General features: G+C 58.5%; 13 protein-coding genes. 10 read left to right on the top strand and 3 right to left on the bottom strand.

The genetic code is table 11. From position 1 onward, the window contains the following. Positions 1 to 4 precede the first annotated feature (4 nt). Both BLR44_RS01685 and BLR44_RS01680 read right to left on the bottom strand, forming a co-directional pair. The gene (locus tag BLR44_RS01685) at positions 5 to 3,544 is read right to left on the bottom strand and encodes a SusC/RagA family TonB-linked outer membrane protein (RefSeq protein ID WP_089678276.1); all 3,540 of its coding nucleotides are present in this window, start codon (positions 3,542 to 3,544) and stop codon (positions 5 to 7) included. Between the two features lie 102 nt (positions 3,545 to 3,646). Then, positions 3,647 to 4,645 carry a FecR family protein gene (locus BLR44_RS01680; protein WP_089678274.1) on the bottom strand — a complete coding sequence of 333 codons (999 nt, stop codon included), beginning with the start codon at positions 4,643 to 4,645 and terminating at the stop codon, positions 3,647 to 3,649. A gap of 238 nt (positions 4,646 to 4,883) precedes the next feature. Between BLR44_RS01680 and BLR44_RS01675 the strand changes: the two genes are divergently transcribed. From BLR44_RS01675 to BLR44_RS01650, 6 genes are all read left to right on the top strand, one after another. After that, a complete protein-coding gene (locus tag BLR44_RS01675) occupies positions 4,884 to 5,441 on the top strand; it encodes an RNA polymerase sigma factor (RefSeq protein WP_089678272.1) in 558 nt (185 codons plus the stop codon). A gap of 62 nt (positions 5,442 to 5,503) precedes the next feature. Then, complete coding sequence (locus BLR44_RS01670; RefSeq protein WP_089678270.1) at positions 5,504 to 6,181, top strand: response regulator transcription factor; 678 nt, start codon at positions 5,504 to 5,506, stop codon at positions 6,179 to 6,181. Next, a complete protein-coding gene (locus BLR44_RS01665; RefSeq protein ID WP_089678268.1) occupies positions 6,178 to 7,452 on the top strand; it encodes a sensor histidine kinase in 1,275 nt (424 codons plus the stop codon). The genes BLR44_RS01670 and BLR44_RS01665 overlap by 4 nt, the downstream gene beginning before the upstream one ends. Before the next feature lie 111 nt (positions 7,453 to 7,563). Further along, entirely contained in the window at positions 7,564 to 8,022 is a 459-nt protein-coding gene (locus BLR44_RS01660; RefSeq protein ID WP_089678266.1) for a PepSY-like domain-containing protein, read from the top strand. A 128-nt stretch (positions 8,023 to 8,150) separates the two neighbouring features. Then, positions 8,151 to 8,936: a DUF2490 domain-containing protein gene (locus tag BLR44_RS01655; protein WP_176955861.1), complete on the top strand. Its 786-nt coding sequence runs from the start codon at positions 8,151 to 8,153 to the stop codon at positions 8,934 to 8,936. Next, positions 8,933 to 9,181: a hypothetical protein gene (locus BLR44_RS01650; protein ID WP_143017057.1), complete on the top strand. Its 249-nt coding sequence runs from the start codon at positions 8,933 to 8,935 to the stop codon at positions 9,179 to 9,181. Before BLR44_RS01655 ends, BLR44_RS01650 begins: the two co-directional genes overlap by 4 nt. A gap of 42 nt (positions 9,182 to 9,223) precedes the next feature. Here the strand turns inward: BLR44_RS01650 and BLR44_RS01645 are convergent, their stop codons facing one another. Further along, positions 9,224 to 10,111 (bottom strand): dienelactone hydrolase family protein, encoded by an 888-nt coding sequence (locus BLR44_RS01645; RefSeq protein ID WP_089678260.1) that lies wholly within the window; start codon positions 10,109 to 10,111, stop codon positions 9,224 to 9,226. A gap of 334 nt (positions 10,112 to 10,445) precedes the next feature. On the opposite strand from BLR44_RS01645, the gene BLR44_RS01640 reads away from it, so the two are divergent. The 4 genes from BLR44_RS01640 to BLR44_RS28475 all read left to right on the top strand — a co-directional run bounded on the left by BLR44_RS01640 (position 10,446) and on the right by BLR44_RS28475 (position 15,664). Next, on the top strand, positions 10,446 to 11,642 hold the full coding sequence (locus tag BLR44_RS01640; RefSeq protein WP_176955860.1) for a right-handed parallel beta-helix repeat-containing protein: 1,197 nt from the start codon (positions 10,446 to 10,448) through the stop codon (positions 11,640 to 11,642). 203 nt (positions 11,643 to 11,845) lie between these two features. Continuing rightward, positions 11,846 to 12,415 (top strand): sigma-70 family RNA polymerase sigma factor, encoded by a 570-nt coding sequence (locus BLR44_RS01635; protein WP_089678256.1) that lies wholly within the window; start codon positions 11,846 to 11,848, stop codon positions 12,413 to 12,415. Continuing rightward, the gene (locus tag BLR44_RS01630; RefSeq protein WP_089678254.1) at positions 12,412 to 15,033 is read left to right on the top strand and encodes a serine/threonine-protein kinase; all 2,622 of its coding nucleotides are present in this window, start codon (positions 12,412 to 12,414) and stop codon (positions 15,031 to 15,033) included. Before BLR44_RS01635 ends, BLR44_RS01630 begins: the two co-directional genes overlap by 4 nt. Positions 15,034 to 15,343: 310 nt before the next feature. Further along, entirely contained in the window at positions 15,344 to 15,664 is a 321-nt protein-coding gene (locus BLR44_RS28475) for a hypothetical protein (protein WP_143017056.1), read from the top strand. Positions 15,665 to 15,833: the final 169 nt, after the last annotated feature.

The raw sequence follows: 15,833 nt of genomic DNA, 5'->3' as shown, positions 1-15,833 counted from the left end.
AGTGCTAGAGGCTGAAATTGAGTCCCAGAACGAGTTGTTTGGCCGTCGGATACCAATCGCCGTTGGCCGGATCGTAGCCTTTGTAGGAAGTCCACAGCAGCGTGTTGGTGCCGGTGACGTAGAAACGCACGTTGCTGAAGCTCGCCCGTCCCGCCAGGGCGTTAGGCAGGGTATACGACAGCGTTAGCGTGGACAACCGCAGATACGACGCGTCCTGAATTCCCCACGACGTTTCGCCGGACGAGAAACGCGAGGCGTTGTCGTACGTGGCACGCGGAATCCGGGTGTCGGTGTGGGTAGGCGTCCAACGGTCCAGCATGTCGCGATGCGCCGCGCCGTATCCCGTGCCGCTCATCAGGCCTTCGTAATACCCGCTGACGGCTTTGGCGCCATACGAGTAAGTGAAGATGGCATTCAGTGCCAGGCCCTTCCAGGAAAACTCCGTAGAAAAGCCGCCGTAAAACTTAGGGTCCTTCTTTCCGATGATCACCCGGTCGTCCTGGTCGATAATGCCGTGCCCCTCTTCGCCTTCGGCCTGCTGGTCTTTGGGCAGAATGTCCCCCGGGTGCAACGTCTTGCCCGGCAGCACCAGGCTGTTGACGTAATCCATGTCCGACGCCTGTATGATGCGATCAAACTCCCACATGTAGATGGTATTGAGCGATTGCCCCAGGAAGAAGTTGCCCTCGCGCTGGATGTCGGTGCCGGTAAAACCACCGAAGCTGTACACCGCGTCCACGTCGCCATAGAGCTTGGTAATTTTGTTCTTGTCGGCCGACAGGTTGGCCGATACGCTCCACTTGACGTCCGTCTGGTTCAGGATCAGCCCCGTGAGCGAGACTTCGACGCCGCGGTTCGTCATTTCCCCGATGTTGACGATGGCCTCGCGGTAGCCGGTCAGGGTCGACAGCGAGCGCCGCATCAACAGATTGGAGTTCACGATGTTGAAGTAGTCGGCCGTCAGTTGCACGCGGTTGTTGAGGAACCCCAGGTCGATGCCCACGTTGGCCTGCACTTGTTTTTCCCAGGTGAGGTTCGGCGTTCCTCGCATCCCCGTCGAGTTGTAAGAAACGTTTCCGTCCGAGTAAGAGGGGTTGTAGAGGCTGTAGAACGTATAGTCGGGAATGTTCTGGTTCCCCACGCTCCCGTAACCGAAACGCAGCTTGAGCAGGTCGAGTCGTTGCTGCCCTTGCAAAAAGGCTTCGTTGGTCAGGTTCCAGGCCAGCGACAGCGACGGGAAAAGCCCCCATTTGTATCCGGGCGCAAACTTGGAGGAGCCGTCGTAACGCGCCGTCATGGTCAGGTAATACCGGCTGTCGTAATCGTAGTTGGCCCGCACCAGGTAAGACATCAACGTAGAGGCGCTGTAGCCGGAACCGAGCGCGAAGTTCTCCTTGTCGAAGGCGGCCCCCAGGTTGTAGTAGCCGAAGTCGTCGGTCGGAAAGTCACGCGCCGTCACGTTCGTGTAGGTAAACTTGTTGCGGCTCATGCTGGTGGCCACCAGGGCCGAAAGGGTGTGCCGCTCGAAGTACTTCTCGTACGTAAGCGAGTTGTCCCACTGGAAGTTGAAGACGTGGTCCAGGTTGTGGATTCCCCGCCCCCGGTACGAATCGCGGAGCGCCTGCTGGAGGTCGCTGGGTACGTACTCGTAATACTCCTGCTCTATGTAGTCGGTCGAGAGCGACGTCCGGAAATTCAGCCCGTCAATCGGGTTGATGTTCAGGTAGTTGTTGGAGAAGATGCGGTTCTTGGTCCGATCCCGGGCGATCCGCAACGAACGGAGCGGGTTTTCCATGTTGATGTCCCAGTTGTTGCCCCACGCCAGGTAAAGCGAGTCCGACTGAATGGGCAGAAGCGGATTGGCACCACTGGCGACGCGAAAGACCGATCCGTCCACCAGGTCCTCTTCCGAACGGGCGAACGAGGTATTGGTCCCGATCTTCAGCCACGGCTTGATGCTCTGGTCGGCGTTGATGCGCCCCGTATAGCGCTTGTAGCCCGAGTTTTTGACGAGCCCCTGCTGGTCAGTGTAGCCCAGGCTCAGGTAGTAAGCACTGTTTTCGCTTCCGCCCGAAAAGCCCAGCGTGTGGTTCTGCTGGTAGGCGGTACGCGTCACGGCATCCAGCCAGTTGTAGCTTTGTCCGTTGCGGTACGAATCCAGCTCGTAGTCGGCAAACCACCGCTTGCCCTCGCCCAACAACTCATCGTTGATGAAGTCCTGCCGCGTAGCGCCGGGATGTGCTGCGTAATAGGCGCCGCCGATGCTGGTAGCGTTTTCGAGCGCATCGACGCGCAACTCGTACATATCGCTCGCCCCGAGCGTCAGCGAAGCGTTCGCAAACGACTGGCCGCCAAACCATCCGTCGTAGGTGATTTTGCCCTCGCCTTTTCGGCCTTTTTTGGTGGTGATCACCACCACGCCGTTGGCACCGCGCGAGCCGTACAGGGCCGTCGAAGATGCATCTTTCAGGACGTTGACCGAAGCAATGTCGTTCAGGTTGATCATGTTAAAGTCCCGCTCCATGATGACCCCGTCGACCACGTAAATCGGGCTGCCCCCAAACTGCATGGAGTTGGTACCGCGGATTTTGATGCCGGCGTTGCCGCCGGGTTCCGGGTTGGTCTGGATGTTGACGCCTGCCACACGTCCCTGCAAGGCATCGTTCAGGCTGGTGACGGGCCGCTCTTCGAGGGTCTTTTCCGTAACGCGGGCCACCGCGCCGGTCAGGTCTTCCTCTTTCAGCGAAGCGCCTACTATAATCACTTCGTCCAGCGCCTGCACGTCGGTACGCAGCGAAAGGTTGAGTACCGCCCGCCCGTTGATGGCAACTTCCTGGGCAACGTAGCCCAACGACGAAAAGACCAGTACCGTCACCGAGTCGGGCAAGGTGAGGCTGTAATGCCCCTCCATATCGGTAATGGTGCCCTGCGTGGTACCCTTGGCCACTACGTTCACGCCGGGAATCGCCTCTTGCGTTTCGGCGTCGGTTACCTGTCCTGAAATGGTCTGCTGGTAGGCCTGAAGCCGCTGTACAAGCTGCGACCGTGCGCCCGCCAATCGGGGCGCGGAAAGTGGTGCCGCCAGCCTTCCCGGCGAAGCCCGGTTGATTTTCTCAACGGGTTGTTCGGACGAGCGCGCCCCGAAAATAACGATGTGATGCGCGTTGACTTCCTGAAAAGCTAACTGCAGGGGGGTAAGAATTTCCTTGAGAATTTCGGCCAGCTGCGCCTTGTCGCCGCCCGGCTTGAGCCACTCCGGCGAAATCTTCACCTGCTTGTCGTCAACCAGTTGGCTGCCGTAAGCAAACTTAATGTTATAGACCTCGCCCAGTCGTTCTAAAAAGGGTCCCAGCCGTTGTTCTACCTGAGGCTGGGCGCGCCGGACAGGGGCGGTTTCGTAGGCGGTGGCCAGCGAAAGGGGTTGTGCCTGCAGGGCAGAAATGCCGCTTAAGTATAAAATGTGCAGGCTCACGAAGAGCAGCGCGGGCTTTCGCCGAACGCATCGGCCCACAAGACGGCGGGTAGTCAGTAGGATTGTTTTCATACAGCATGAAGCATAAGGGTCCCGGGCGAGAAAATGCTTTTTCTCGCGAGGAATACTGTGGAGAGAATAAATTGAGTTGTGTAAAAAGAGGGAAGAACGAACCTAAGGGCGTATATTTTTGCGCATAAACAGGGTGTTTTGAGTACGGGTAATCGAAATATCAAACGACTTTTCCAGCAGCTCCAGCAGCAGATCGGTATTGTCTGCCGGCACCTGGGCGGTAAACTCCAGGGCGTACAGGCTGGGGTCGTTGGTTTCTAACGTCAGGTCATAGGTATCCTGCAGCAATTGAGCAATCTCGCGCAGGGGGGTGTGGTCGAAAACCAGCATGCGGTCGCGCCAGGCCGTGTACAGATCCGGCGTAATCACCTGCCGGACCACGCGGTCTTCGGCATCGTGGTAGGCGACCCGGTCATTCGGCTCCATCAGAATTTCCTGAGGTTGCTGCGCATCAATGTCCAGCTTCACTTTTCCGGACAAGAGCACCACCTCGGTTTCCTGATGGCGGTTGTTCACGTTAAATTCGGTTCCTAATACGTGTACATCGATCTGCCCGGCATGTACCGTAAAGGGGGCGTCGTCGGCAGTATGGTGCACGTCAAAGAAGGCTTCTCCTTCCAGGTAAACGCTTCGCGGCGCATCTTTCCGGTGCCGCAGCGTCGAATTGGCGTTTAACGTTACGACAGAGCTATCGGCCAGGGTAAAGGTCCGCACTTCGCCAAAGGCCGTTGTGTACTCGATCTGCCGGTTCTGAACCCAGTACCATGCCAGGGCTCCCACGCCGAGCAACAGCAGCCAACTGGCGGCCATGCCCAACCAGAAAACCGGTTTCCGAGGGCGCTTCGCCAGCGGCACCAGGGCCGGGGCAGGCGCGGCAGCCTCGTAAATAGCTTGCAGCGCTTTTTTCTCGGATTCTGTTGCCATTCGCCGACGGCTCAGGTCTACTTCCTCGTCAAAATGCGAGAAATGCTGGTCCATCAACCGGCTATGGTAGGCCTGTCCTTCGTCAGTAGACAGCCAGGCTACCACATAGGCTGTTTCTGCGGACGAACACGTTCCGGCAAAGTATCGGTCGAGCAACGATTGAGCAGGCTTTTCCATGCGTAGGTTAGTCAACGTACGGCTGTTCGGCGTACAACGGAGTGGTTCAACATCTCCCCTCTTTCTTACCTATACAACCTGCCGCCGCCATCGTATATACCGCTGGTCAATTTTTTTTTCAGCCATCGGCCCGACCGGCTGACACACGCCGCCGGAAATGAAAGAAATTGCAGGAACCTTGTTTGCACTTCGCTACTTTCCCTAACTTAGGGAGTTATTCCACCACCCAATACGCCTTATGAAGGTGAGCGGAACCCACCAAATCGAGTCGTTGTTGATCAGCAGGTTGCAAGCGGGTGATAAAGCTGCGTTTGAAACCATTTACCTGCATTACTACCCGCAGTTTGAAGCCTTCGCCCGTTTTGAGTTAAAAAACGAGGAGTTAGCCCGCGATGCGGTGCACGATGTTTTTCTGACCCTTTGGAGCAAACGCGCTTCGCTCGATCCGTCCCTCTCGCTCAAAAGCTTTTTATATACCTGCCTGAAAAACCGGATTCTCAACCTGATCAAGGCACAGCACAATGCACTGCTGCGCAATGGGCAGGTGGTCGAGCAACAGTTGCTGGCGTCTCACGACACCGAGCTTTCGTTCGGAACCCACGAGGGCATGCAACGCCTGTCGGCGCATTTGGCCGCGTTGCCAGAAAAACGAAGAAAGATTGTAGAGATGCATTTTTTTCAGGGCCTCTCTTACCCGGAAATCGCGCAACGTGTCGATCTATCCGTCAACACCGTCAAGATGTACGTCAGCCAGTCGGCCCGCGACCTGAAGGCCATCATCGAAAACGAGATCTAGCCACCCGGCCGTCGTTTCCTGGTTTTCCCATTTCTTTCCCGATTTGTCCGGTACGTTTGCGCATGAAGCTCCTGGTGATCGAAGACGAAACCGACCTGCAAGACGTGATGGTCGCGTCGTTGGAAAAAGAAGGCTTTCGGGTCGAGACGGCCGGCGATTACGCCGCAGCCCTGCGAAAAATCGGCGCGTACGACTACGACTGCATTCTGCTCGACATCATGCTGCCGGGCGGCAACGGCCTGGACCTGTTGCAACGCCTGAAAGACCTGGGTAAATCGGAGAGTGTGATCATCATCTCGGCGAAAGATTCCCTCGACGACAAAGTGCGCGGGCTGGACCTGGGGGCCGACGATTACCTGGCCAAGCCGTTCCACATGGCCGAACTGAACGCCCGCGTCAAGTCCGTGTTGCGGCGCAAATCCTTTGGAGGCCAACCGTTTACGTCCGTCGGGAACCTGAGACTTCAGGCCGACGAGCGGTCCGTCTGGGTACTGGACCAACCGCTGCCCCTCAACCGCAAAGAGTTCGACGTACTGGCTTATTTCCTGCTCAACCCCAACCGACTGATCCGCAAAACTTCGCTGGCCGAGCACGTCTGGGGTGACCACGCCGACGCGGCCGACGACTTCGAGTTTGTCTATTCGCAGATCAAAAACCTGCGCAAAAAGCTGAAAGCGTGCGGCGCTTCGGTCCAGATTCAGGCGGTCTATGGCATGGGCTACAAACTGGTGGTCGCGTGAAACTGCTCAACCATACGCTCCGGTACCTGTCGGTGAGTCTGCTGGGCATCCTCGGGGTGTGGGCCACGATTCTCTACTTCCAATTGCTGGACGAAGTATACGACAGCCTCGACGACGGGCTCGACAACCACAAGGAGCTGCTGATTCAGCGGGCCCTGACCGACTCCGCGTTTTTACATCCGCAACCGGCCGACCTGCTGGAAACCAACTACGCCCTGCGGGAAATTTCGCCGCCGCAGGCCCTGAGCCGGCAAGATCGCTACGCCGATACCCTGATGTACATGCAGAACGAAGATGACCTGGAGCCGGTGCGGATGCTCACGACCGTTTTTGCAACGCCCGACCACCGGTATTACGAATTGAAAGTTGTTTCGTCGATGGTGGAAGAGGACGACCTGATCGAAGACCTGCTCTACTCGCTGCTGTGGCTGTACCTGGCGCTGCTGGTCAGCATCGTGCTGGTGAACAACCTGCTGCTGCGCCGCATCTGGCACCCGTTTTACCACCTGCTGGCGCAACTGAAGACGTTCCGACTGGGCCAGGGGACCGTACAGCCCGCCCCCACACGGGTGGAAGAATTTCAGACCCTCAACGAGACGGTGGTGCGGCTGCTGCAACGCAACCAAGCAACCTACCAGAGTCAGAAGCAATTCTTAGAAAACATAGCGCACGAACTGCAAACGCCGCTGGCGATCAGCCTCAACAAACTGGAACTGCTGGCCGAAGCGCCCGACCTGACCGCCGCACACCTCGAAACCGTGGGGAAGGTGATGCAAACGCTCGAACGCCTGACGCGCCTCAACAAATCGCTGTTGCTGCTGTCGCGCATCGAAAACCGGCAGTTTCTGGCCGAATCGCCCATCGCGTTCCACACGCTGGTGCCTTCGCTGCTCGACGAGTTGCACGACCTGGCGGCCTTCCGGAAGGTCGCATTGCACTACACCCACGAGGCTACACTCACACGAACCCTGAACCGCGAACTGGCCGAAACGCTGGTGGTCAATCTGCTGAAGAACGCCATCACCCACAACCATCCGGGCGGGCGGGTCGACGTGCAACTGACGGCGGCGGCGCTGCGTGTTACCAATACGGGGACTCCCACCCCGCTCGACAAGGCCAAGATTTTTGAGCGCTTTTACCACAACGAGCGCCAGGCCCACACCACCGGTCTAGGGTTAGCCATTGTGAAAGCCATCGCCGACGTGTACGGTTACCACCTCTCCTACCGCTTTTCCGACGCCACCGGCCATACCTTCGAAGTGGGCTTTTAGCGGCGGCAAACCCGCTGGCCTTTTTTTGCAAAACGGCATTCGGACCTGCCGATTCCCAAGTCTTTCCGGATTCGGGGTTGAGCTTTGCTTCATCACAAACCCAAAGAAGCCATGCAAAAGCCCCTTTTTTCGCTCCTTTTGAGCACACTCCCCCTCTTCTCGTTCCCGCTCAGTTCGTGCGTGCAGGACGTACCGCCCGGCGAAATTCCGTCGGTCGTGCGCAATGCGTTTCAAGCGCAATTTCCGCAGGCCACCGACGTCAGCTGGGAGCGGCACGATCGCCTCTATGAAGTAGAATTTGACCTGACTGCCGCCGAGCACGAACTCTGGCTCGACGCACACGGCCAACTGGTAAAGCACACAGAAGAACTGACGTACGAACAACTGCCGGAAGCAATCCAACAGACGGTGCGCCGGGATTTTGGGACGTACCGCGTAGAAGACGCAGAGCGGATCACCGTGCCGCAGGCCGTTACTTACCTTCTTGAACTGGAGGGGACAGAGAGCGAGCGACACGTGGTGCTGAACGAAGCCGGGAAGCTACTGAAAGACCAACCCGAAACCGAGTGAGCGCTTCGCTCGGCCCTACCCAGGTCCTCCTCGCCGAGAGGACTCTTAACTTTTGAGTAACCTTGGGTTAACTTTTAGATAACCGTTCACCTCTTGTGCGAGCGCCTTTTTTAAACTTTTCGATGCTTATGAATTTTCTGTGGAAGTATTGCTGGATCATCCTCCTGGGCCTAAGCTCCCTCCCCGCAAAAGCTCAGATTACCGCGCAGGGACAAGGTGGGCACCTGGTGCTCTGGACGGCCCTGGGTGCCGAACAGCAGCTAGGCCGCCGCTGGGTGAACAAAAATGCGATTGCGTTTAGCCGCCACAGCACGCTTAATGACTGGAATCCGGTACGGCAACGTGGCGTGTTCACCGTGCGGGAAGAACTGGCCTACCGTCTTTCGCCGCACGTCACGCTCGCGCAGGGTCTTTTTTATGCGCAACGCGCCTACGACGATGCAACGCACCCGCGCTACCTCAACGAAGTGCGTCTGTATCCGCGCGTTATCCACGCATTCCGGCTGGGCCGGATCCACATGGCCCAGTACCTCCGGTGCGACGTTCGTTTCTTTTCTGCACCGGGCTTTACGGCCTGGCAGAAACCCTTTTCGTTTCGGAACCGCTACCAGCTGAAGGGAACGCTGCCGCTCGACGGTGCGCAACAGAATTTCCTGATCGGCATCACTGAGTTTTTCTTCGCAACAGACGAGACCATTCGGCCCGAAGGGGGGGCGCACTTTTCGCCCTACGCGTTTACCGAAAACCGTTCGTCGCTCTTCTTCCGCCACCATTTGACCCATCCGGATGCGTTTCTGGACGTGGGACTGATGGACCAGACCTGGAAAGACAGCCAGACGGGGCACTTCCGCGAGTCGTGGCTGTTGCAATTCGACCTGATTTTCCGCAATCCGTTTTCCCCTTCAGCCTCATGAGACACGTTGCTTTGAGAGGGCGCACGGTCGCCGTGCTGTGGTTTGGCCTTGCCGGTTTGCTGGCAACCGCGTGTCATTCGACGCCCCCGCCCCCACCGACCGGCGATTATACGGAAGATGGTTACCGGGTCAATTACCTGAAAACGGTACGCCACGAAGGGTGCGAATACGTGCTGTGGTACAACGGCGAAGGCTCGGACATGCTCCACAAGGCCAATTGCGACAACCCGGTGCACCGGCAGTAACGGGCGGTTCTCAACTTATCAAAAGTCAAATGCCTGCCGGGGCTACGTCAGTTGCTGGCGGAAGAAGTCTACGGTGCGCTGCCAGGCCAGTTCGGCCGCTGCTTTGTCGTAGCGCGGGGTGGTATCGTTATGAAAGCCGTGGTTGGTGTCCGGATAGACGTAGGCCGTGTAGGCCTTGCCTTCCTCCTTCAAGGCGGCCTCGTAAGCGGGCCAGCCTTCGTTTACCCGGGTGTCGAGGGCGGCGTAGTGCAAAAGCAGAGGCGCCTGGATGCGCGCGACCTCTTCGCGCGACGGTTGTGTACCGTAAAACGGAACCGCGGCCGCCAGTTCGGGCAGGCGCACGGCCATCATGTTGGCGATCCATCCACCGAAGCAGAACCCCACAACGCCCACCTTGCCGTTGCAGTCCGGATGGTTTTTCAGGGTTGTGTAGGCGGCTATAAAATCTTCCAGCATCTCGTCACGATCGCGTTTGCTTTGCAGGGCGCGCCCTTCGTCGTCGCTGCCCGGGTAGCCTCCCAGGGGCGTGAGCGCATCCGGTGCCAGCGAAAGGAACCCTGCCAGCGCCGCCCGTCGGGCCACGTCTTCAATGTGTGGATTCAGGCCCCGGTTTTCGTGCACCACCACCACACCGCCGAGTTTGCCGGTGGCCGCCGCCGGTTTGGACAGCAACGCTTTGATGGAACCGCCCCCCTTGGGCGAGGGGTAGGTGATGAACGACGACTGCAGCCGGGTGTCGTCGGACCGGACCTGGATCGCGCCTTTGTAGTCGGGCATCAGGAAACTCATGAGCGACGTCACGGTAAGCCCGCCTACGGCATAAACAGACAGCTTTTCCATGAAGCTACGCCGGTCGATCCGGTTGTGGGCGTAATCGTCGTACAGATCAAATACTTCCTGCTTGAGGTCTTCTTTTCTGAGGTGGGTCATGCGGGTACGGGTATGGGTGAGGTAGGCCCTTAAATTAGCAAATTCTCATTAGCCGCAAGGCGATCGGCCGGTCCGCATTCGGTCGTGTGGTCAGCGCTTTCTCTGGCGTTTCGCGCGGAGACAAGTGTTTTTTCAGAACGTGCTCAGGCACGATAGCGAGCGGGCGCCCGACTTTTTTTTACCACTTTTTTCGCGCCGCGTGAGCCACTTGCCTGCCCTTTTCCGACTCTACTGACAACGGATCGCCGGTCGGCCGTTACCACGCGCTTTCCGCAGGCGCCGACCGAGCCTTCCCGACTTTGTATTGTCAGTTTTCTACCAAATGAACGCAATCGTGAATTACTCAATCTGGTGTTATGGAATGGTGCTGCTGTCGTTGCTGGCGGCGTGTAAAAAAGAAAACGTGGAGCCGGTGGCCGAGCCCCTTACGCTCGAGTGTGACCTGGTGGCCAAAGGCGAATCCCTCACGCTCGAAGACCGGGGCGCGGGCGTAGACTACATTGCCTCCTGCGTCGTCAACGTGCGCGGCGACCTGACGCTGGCGCCGGGCGTGGTCATCCAGTTTGCCTCCGATGCCGGTCTGCGCATCTACGAAGACGGCTCCATCCAGGCGGCCGGCACCGAAGAAAAACCCATCGTCCTCACTGGCGAAGACCAACTGCCCGGCGCGTGGAAGGGCGTGATCTCCTACAGCGCCGACGTCAAAAACGAACTGCGCCACTGCACCATCGAATACGCCGGTGGCGGGGCCTTCAACAGCAACGGCAACGAAGCCGCCCTCATTCTCTGGTCAGGCACGAAACTCCGCATGAGCGACTGCACCATTACCGGGAGTGCGGCCTACGGCATCGACGCCACGTACTCGAATTATGACGTGACCATCGACAACACAACCATCACCCAGTGCGAGATGCCGATGTACATCAGCGCCCCCATCGCCGGGCATATTTCGGGCGGGAATTTTACGGGCAACGCAACGGATGCCATCCGGGTGTTGGGCAGCAAAGGCGGACATCGGCTGGTGGAAGACCAGACCTGGAAGGCGCTCAGCGCACCGTACCGGGTCAGTGCCGAGGGCGACGACCTGCAGCTGGGGGCCGCTACGCTGACGCTGGAACCCGGCGTGACCATTGAGTTCGAAAACGGAACAGGCATACAGATCGGCGAAAGCGACGCCAGCAGCCTGGTAGCTGTGGGTTCCGTCATCGCCCCTATCACCTTCACCGGGGTGAACAAGGTAGCGGGCTCGTGGGGCGGCCTTGAATTTCGGTTCACGAAATCGCCACAAAACCGGATTCAGAACGCCGTGATCGAGTACGCCGGCTCCGCCAAGTGGCCGGGTGCAATTTACATGTGGTCGAACCCGGCCCTGTCGGTCACCAACACCACGTTCCGGCACATCGGCACGTGTGTGTTCTACGATGCGCCCAAGCCCAATTACAACCCCGGTTCCCAAACCCAAAATCCAAACCTGGGTTACGATTCCATCACGACAGAATCGGTCGGCGGCACCTACTGCTACGGCGGATAGAAGCAACACCAGCGAGAGGCCTGCCCCACCAGGGATTTCCCGGGGCAGGTATTTTTCGCCCTTCGTCCCGCACCAACTCCCTGTTTTTTTAAGTCGCGTTAACTTATTATTCGATGAGAGTACTATATTGTCCGCCTTAAGGGTACGCTGCGTGGTGTGCAACTGGTGGCGAGCCCTTTCCACTCCAAGCATTGGTTTAACGTATGGCTCCCGCTCAGATTACGCAGCTGCTCCAGCGGGGCAGCGACGGCGACACCTCCGCGTACAATCAACTCTACACGTTCGTCTACCAGGAACTGCGGCAGGTAGCGCGCCGCATCCGGCGGCAGGTCGGCGTCGGGACGGATCAGACCCTGCAAACCACGGCGCTGGTCCACGAAGTGTACCTTCGGCTGATCGATCAGGAATCTGTTTCGTGGGAATGCCGCAACCAGTTTTTCGGCATGGCCGCCCGCGCCATGCGTTTCGTGCTGATCGACTACCTGCGGCACAAACAAGCTGCGAAGCGAGGCGGTAAGCAAGGCCCCATCTCCCTGCACGAATGGGAACTCGACATCCCCGACCAAACGGCCACGTACCTGACCGATTTGCACGACGCACTCGAAAAACTGGAACAGATCGACGCCCGCAGCGCCCGCATTGTGGAGTGCCGCTTCTTCGGGGGCATGACCATCGAAGAAACCGCTTCGGGCATGGGCCTCTCGCCGGCCACGGTCAAACGCAACTGGAACCTGACCCGCGCCTGGCTTTACCAGCAAATGAAATCCTCATGATGAACGCCGAACAGTGGCAAGCCCTGCAAGCGCTCTACGATACGGTTCTGGCGATGTCGGGACAGGAGCGCACCCGTTTTCTGCACGACCTGCAGGCGACCCGTCCCGCCGAGGCGGCCGCCCTCAGCCAACTGCTGGCCGAAAGCGACGAGGCGTTCGACTTCTTCGATCAGCTGCACCTGTCGCTGGCCGACGTGCTGTCGGACAAGGGCACGCTGAACGAAGCCGATCAGGTAGGCGCGTACCGCATTGTGCAACCCCTGGGCGAAGGCGGCATGGCAATGGTCTACCTCGCCGAGCGGGCCGACGGGCAATTTGCCCAGCGCGTCGCGTTGAAGATCCTGAAGCGCGGCATCGACACCAACAACGTGTTGCGGCGCTTTCATTACGAGCGGCAGATTCTGGCTTCGTTGCAGCATCCGCACATCGCCCGCCTGTACGACGGCGGCGTAACCGACGACGGTCGGCCGTATTTTGTGATGGAGTACGTAGAAGGGCAACCGCTGGAAGCCTACTGCCGCGAACGCAACCTGCCGCTGCGTGCACGGCTCGAACTGCTGATCACCGTCTGCCGGGCGCTGCATTACGCGCACCAGAACTTGGTGGTGCACCGCGACCTGAAGCCGATGAACCTCCTGGTCACCCACGAAGGCGAAGTCAAACTGCTCGACTTTGGCATTGCCAAGTTGTTGCGCGAAGACCGGGATCAAAGTCTGGCGCTGACGCAAGAAGGCCACTTTCTGATGACGCCCGACCATGCTGCGCCCGAACAGATCACGGGTGCGCCCATCACCACCGCCACGGACCTGTACCAACTGGGCCTGATTCTCTACCGGCTGCTGACGGGCCACCCGGCCTACGAACTGAAGCAGTTGAGCTTGTCGGAACTGGAGCAAGCCGTTGTGAACCGCGAACCGCTCGCGCCCAGCCGCATGGTGGAACGCCACCCGGTGGAACGCCACCCGGTGGAACGCCACCCGGTGGAGCGCCACCCGGTCGACGCACCGCACGGCATCACGGCCCGGCAGTTGCGCGGCGACCTGGATACCATCGTGCTGAAGGCACTGGAAAAAGAGCCGAACCGCCGGTACGCTTCCGCGGCCGACCTGGCCGACGACCTGGAGCGCTACCTAAACCAGCAACCCATCCTGGCTCGCCCACAATCGCTGGCGTACCGCACGCGGAAATTGGTGCAACGCCATACCGGGGCCGTAGTGGCAGGCGCAGCGGCCGTTGTCGCGCTGATCGGCTTCACCGTTTTTTACACGTACAACATCACCAAAGCCCGCACCCGCGCCGAACAGGAAGCGGCACGGGCTCGTCTGGAAGCCGCCAAAGCGGAACAGACCACCGACTTTCTGACGAGTTTGTTTATTGCGGGGTCGCCGGAAGAAGCGCAGGGCGATACGCTCACGGCCTACGATCTGCTGGCGCGCGGGGCACAACGCGCCCGCCATTTTCGAACGCAACCGGAACTGCAGGTGCAACTGCTGACTACCATCAGCGCGGTGTACACCAACCTGAGTCAACTCGACAGTGCTCAGGCCCTCCTGGAAGAAGCGATGGTGGTGCTGGACAGCCTCCCCGAGGCCAATCCGGTGCTGCGGGCCTTCCACGCGCATGAACTCGGGCAACTGTATACCTACGCCGGGCAGTATCCCAAAGCCGAGACGTACATGCGTCAGGCGAAAGCGTTGTACGAAGCACGTATCCCGAACCTGACAAATCAACAAGATACATTGTACCTCAGCGCGTTACGCAATCTGGCGGCGGTTCTGAGTGCGCAGGGAAACTACGAAGAGGCCGAAACGACCATCCGGCAGGTGATTGGCATTGAAGAAGAGCGCCGGGCCGACTCCACGACCGAACACGTTGAGAGTTTGCAGACGCTGGCGTCCATCCTCCAAAAGCAAGGCCAATTGCAAGAAGCCGAGGCGCTATTCCGGCGCCTGGTGGCGCTGAGTCGGGCGCTGGTACGAGGTCCTCACCCGGCCGTCGCCAGTAACCTGAACAGCCTGGGTGGCAATTTGGTGGAACAGGGGAAATACCGGGAAGCCAATGAAGTCTATCAGCAGGCCTTGCCCATGGTGCTGGAACTGTTCGGCGATACCCACATGGCCGTGGCCATTGTGACGGGCATGTACGGCAAAACGTTTTACTACCTCCACCAACTCGATTCGGCCGAAACACGGTACCAGCAGTCGCTGGCCGTGGCCAAATCGCTTTTTGGAGAGGTGCATCCGCTGGTGGCCATGCGCTACAACGACCTGGGAACGCTGCACGCGCAACGTGGGGAATACGCGCAGGCACAAGCGTACCTGCAACAGGCGCTGGACGTCAATGCCGCCGTCTATCCAGAAAACCACCCGGCGGTAGCCGTTACCTACGCCAGTCTGGGCGAAACCGCACTCCGCGCCGGAGACCTCCCGCAAGCCGAAAAGCACACGCAAACAGCCCTGCGCATCCGGGAAGCATCCCTGCCGCCCGACTATCCGCTGCAGGCCGCTACCCGTCAGCAACTTGCGGCGGTGTACCGGGCCCAAGGCCGAACCGTACAGGCCGATTCGCTCCGCACTACGCTCCCCGACTCGTTACAGACCAGCGCCGATGCCCTCTGAATATTTCTCAACTATTTTCACGAAACCGTGAGCCAATTCGTTCCGGCTTTCCGATTCTACTCATGAAACCTTCCTACCTCATGAGCCATCTACATCCCTTTCTCCTGCTTCCGCCCCGCCGGTAGCGCTTCTCCTGACTCTGGCGCGCGCTTTCTGACGGCTGCATACGGTAGATCACCGTACGCAGTGCCCTCGTTCCAACCGCTTCTGACCCTCTTGCTTCACGCTTACCCGGATGGACTTCACGTTCCGTCCCGAGATTCCTCTGTTTTCACTTTACTCATTCACAACACACTCATTCTTTTCACACATGAAAACCATTTCTTTTTACCTCCTCCTCCTTTTCGCAGGGAGTGTCCTTTTAGGCAATCATACCGTACACGCTCAATCAGGTAATTACTTTGCCGGTCTCTATGCTGGTTATAATAATACGACGGGTAGCCAGAATACACACGTAGGCGAAGGCGCGGGGAGCGATAACCAAACCGGCTCCTACAATGCCTCTTTTGGGTTCCAGGCTGGAGTGACCAACGAAACAGGTACAGATAATACCTATATCGGGGCAAAAAGTGGTACAAATACATATTCGGGAAGCTATAAGTGGTACAAATACATATTCGGGAAGCTATAATACGTTTGTCGGCGCGAAAGCAGGCCTTTTCCTGCAAGGCAGTAATAATGTTATTCTTGGCGCCGGTGCGGCACGAGGCAACCAGGATGCTTCAGGTATTTATGGGGATTTCAACATTCTAATTGGGAACAACGCAGGTGCGGAAGCTTCTACAGATTATAACATTACC

Source organism: Catalinimonas alkaloidigena (assembly GCF_900100765.1).
GTDB lineage: Bacteria > Bacteroidota > Bacteroidia > Cytophagales > Flexibacteraceae > Mooreia > Mooreia alkaloidigena.
This window is presented reverse-complemented; position numbering and strand designations above follow the sequence as displayed.

Excerpts from the sequence above, each read along its gene's own strand:
- BLR44_RS01685 (WP_089678276.1), bottom strand. The coding sequence starts at position 3,544 with ATGAAAACAATCCTACTGACTACCCGCCGTCTTGTGGGCCGATGCGTT.
- BLR44_RS01680 (WP_089678274.1), bottom strand. The coding sequence starts at position 4,645 with ATGGAAAAGCCTGCTCAATCGTTGCTCGACCGATACTTTGCCGGAACG.
- BLR44_RS01675 (WP_089678272.1), top strand. The coding sequence starts at position 4,884 with ATGAAGGTGAGCGGAACCCACCAAATCGAGTCGTTGTTGATCAGCAGG.
- BLR44_RS01670 (WP_089678270.1), top strand. The coding sequence starts at position 5,504 with ATGAAGCTCCTGGTGATCGAAGACGAAACCGACCTGCAAGACGTGATG.
- BLR44_RS01660 (WP_089678266.1), top strand. The coding sequence starts at position 7,564 with ATGCAAAAGCCCCTTTTTTCGCTCCTTTTGAGCACACTCCCCCTCTTC.
- BLR44_RS01655 (WP_176955861.1), top strand. The coding sequence starts at position 8,151 with ATGAATTTTCTGTGGAAGTATTGCTGGATCATCCTCCTGGGCCTAAGC.
- BLR44_RS01650 (WP_143017057.1), top strand. The coding sequence starts at position 8,933 with ATGAGACACGTTGCTTTGAGAGGGCGCACGGTCGCCGTGCTGTGGTTT.
- BLR44_RS01645 (WP_089678260.1), bottom strand. The coding sequence starts at position 10,111 with ATGACCCACCTCAGAAAAGAAGACCTCAAGCAGGAAGTATTTGATCTG.
- BLR44_RS01635 (WP_089678256.1), top strand. The coding sequence starts at position 11,846 with ATGGCTCCCGCTCAGATTACGCAGCTGCTCCAGCGGGGCAGCGACGGC.
- BLR44_RS01630 (WP_089678254.1), top strand. The coding sequence starts at position 12,412 with ATGATGAACGCCGAACAGTGGCAAGCCCTGCAAGCGCTCTACGATACG.
- BLR44_RS28475 (WP_143017056.1), top strand. The coding sequence starts at position 15,344 with ATGAAAACCATTTCTTTTTACCTCCTCCTCCTTTTCGCAGGGAGTGTC.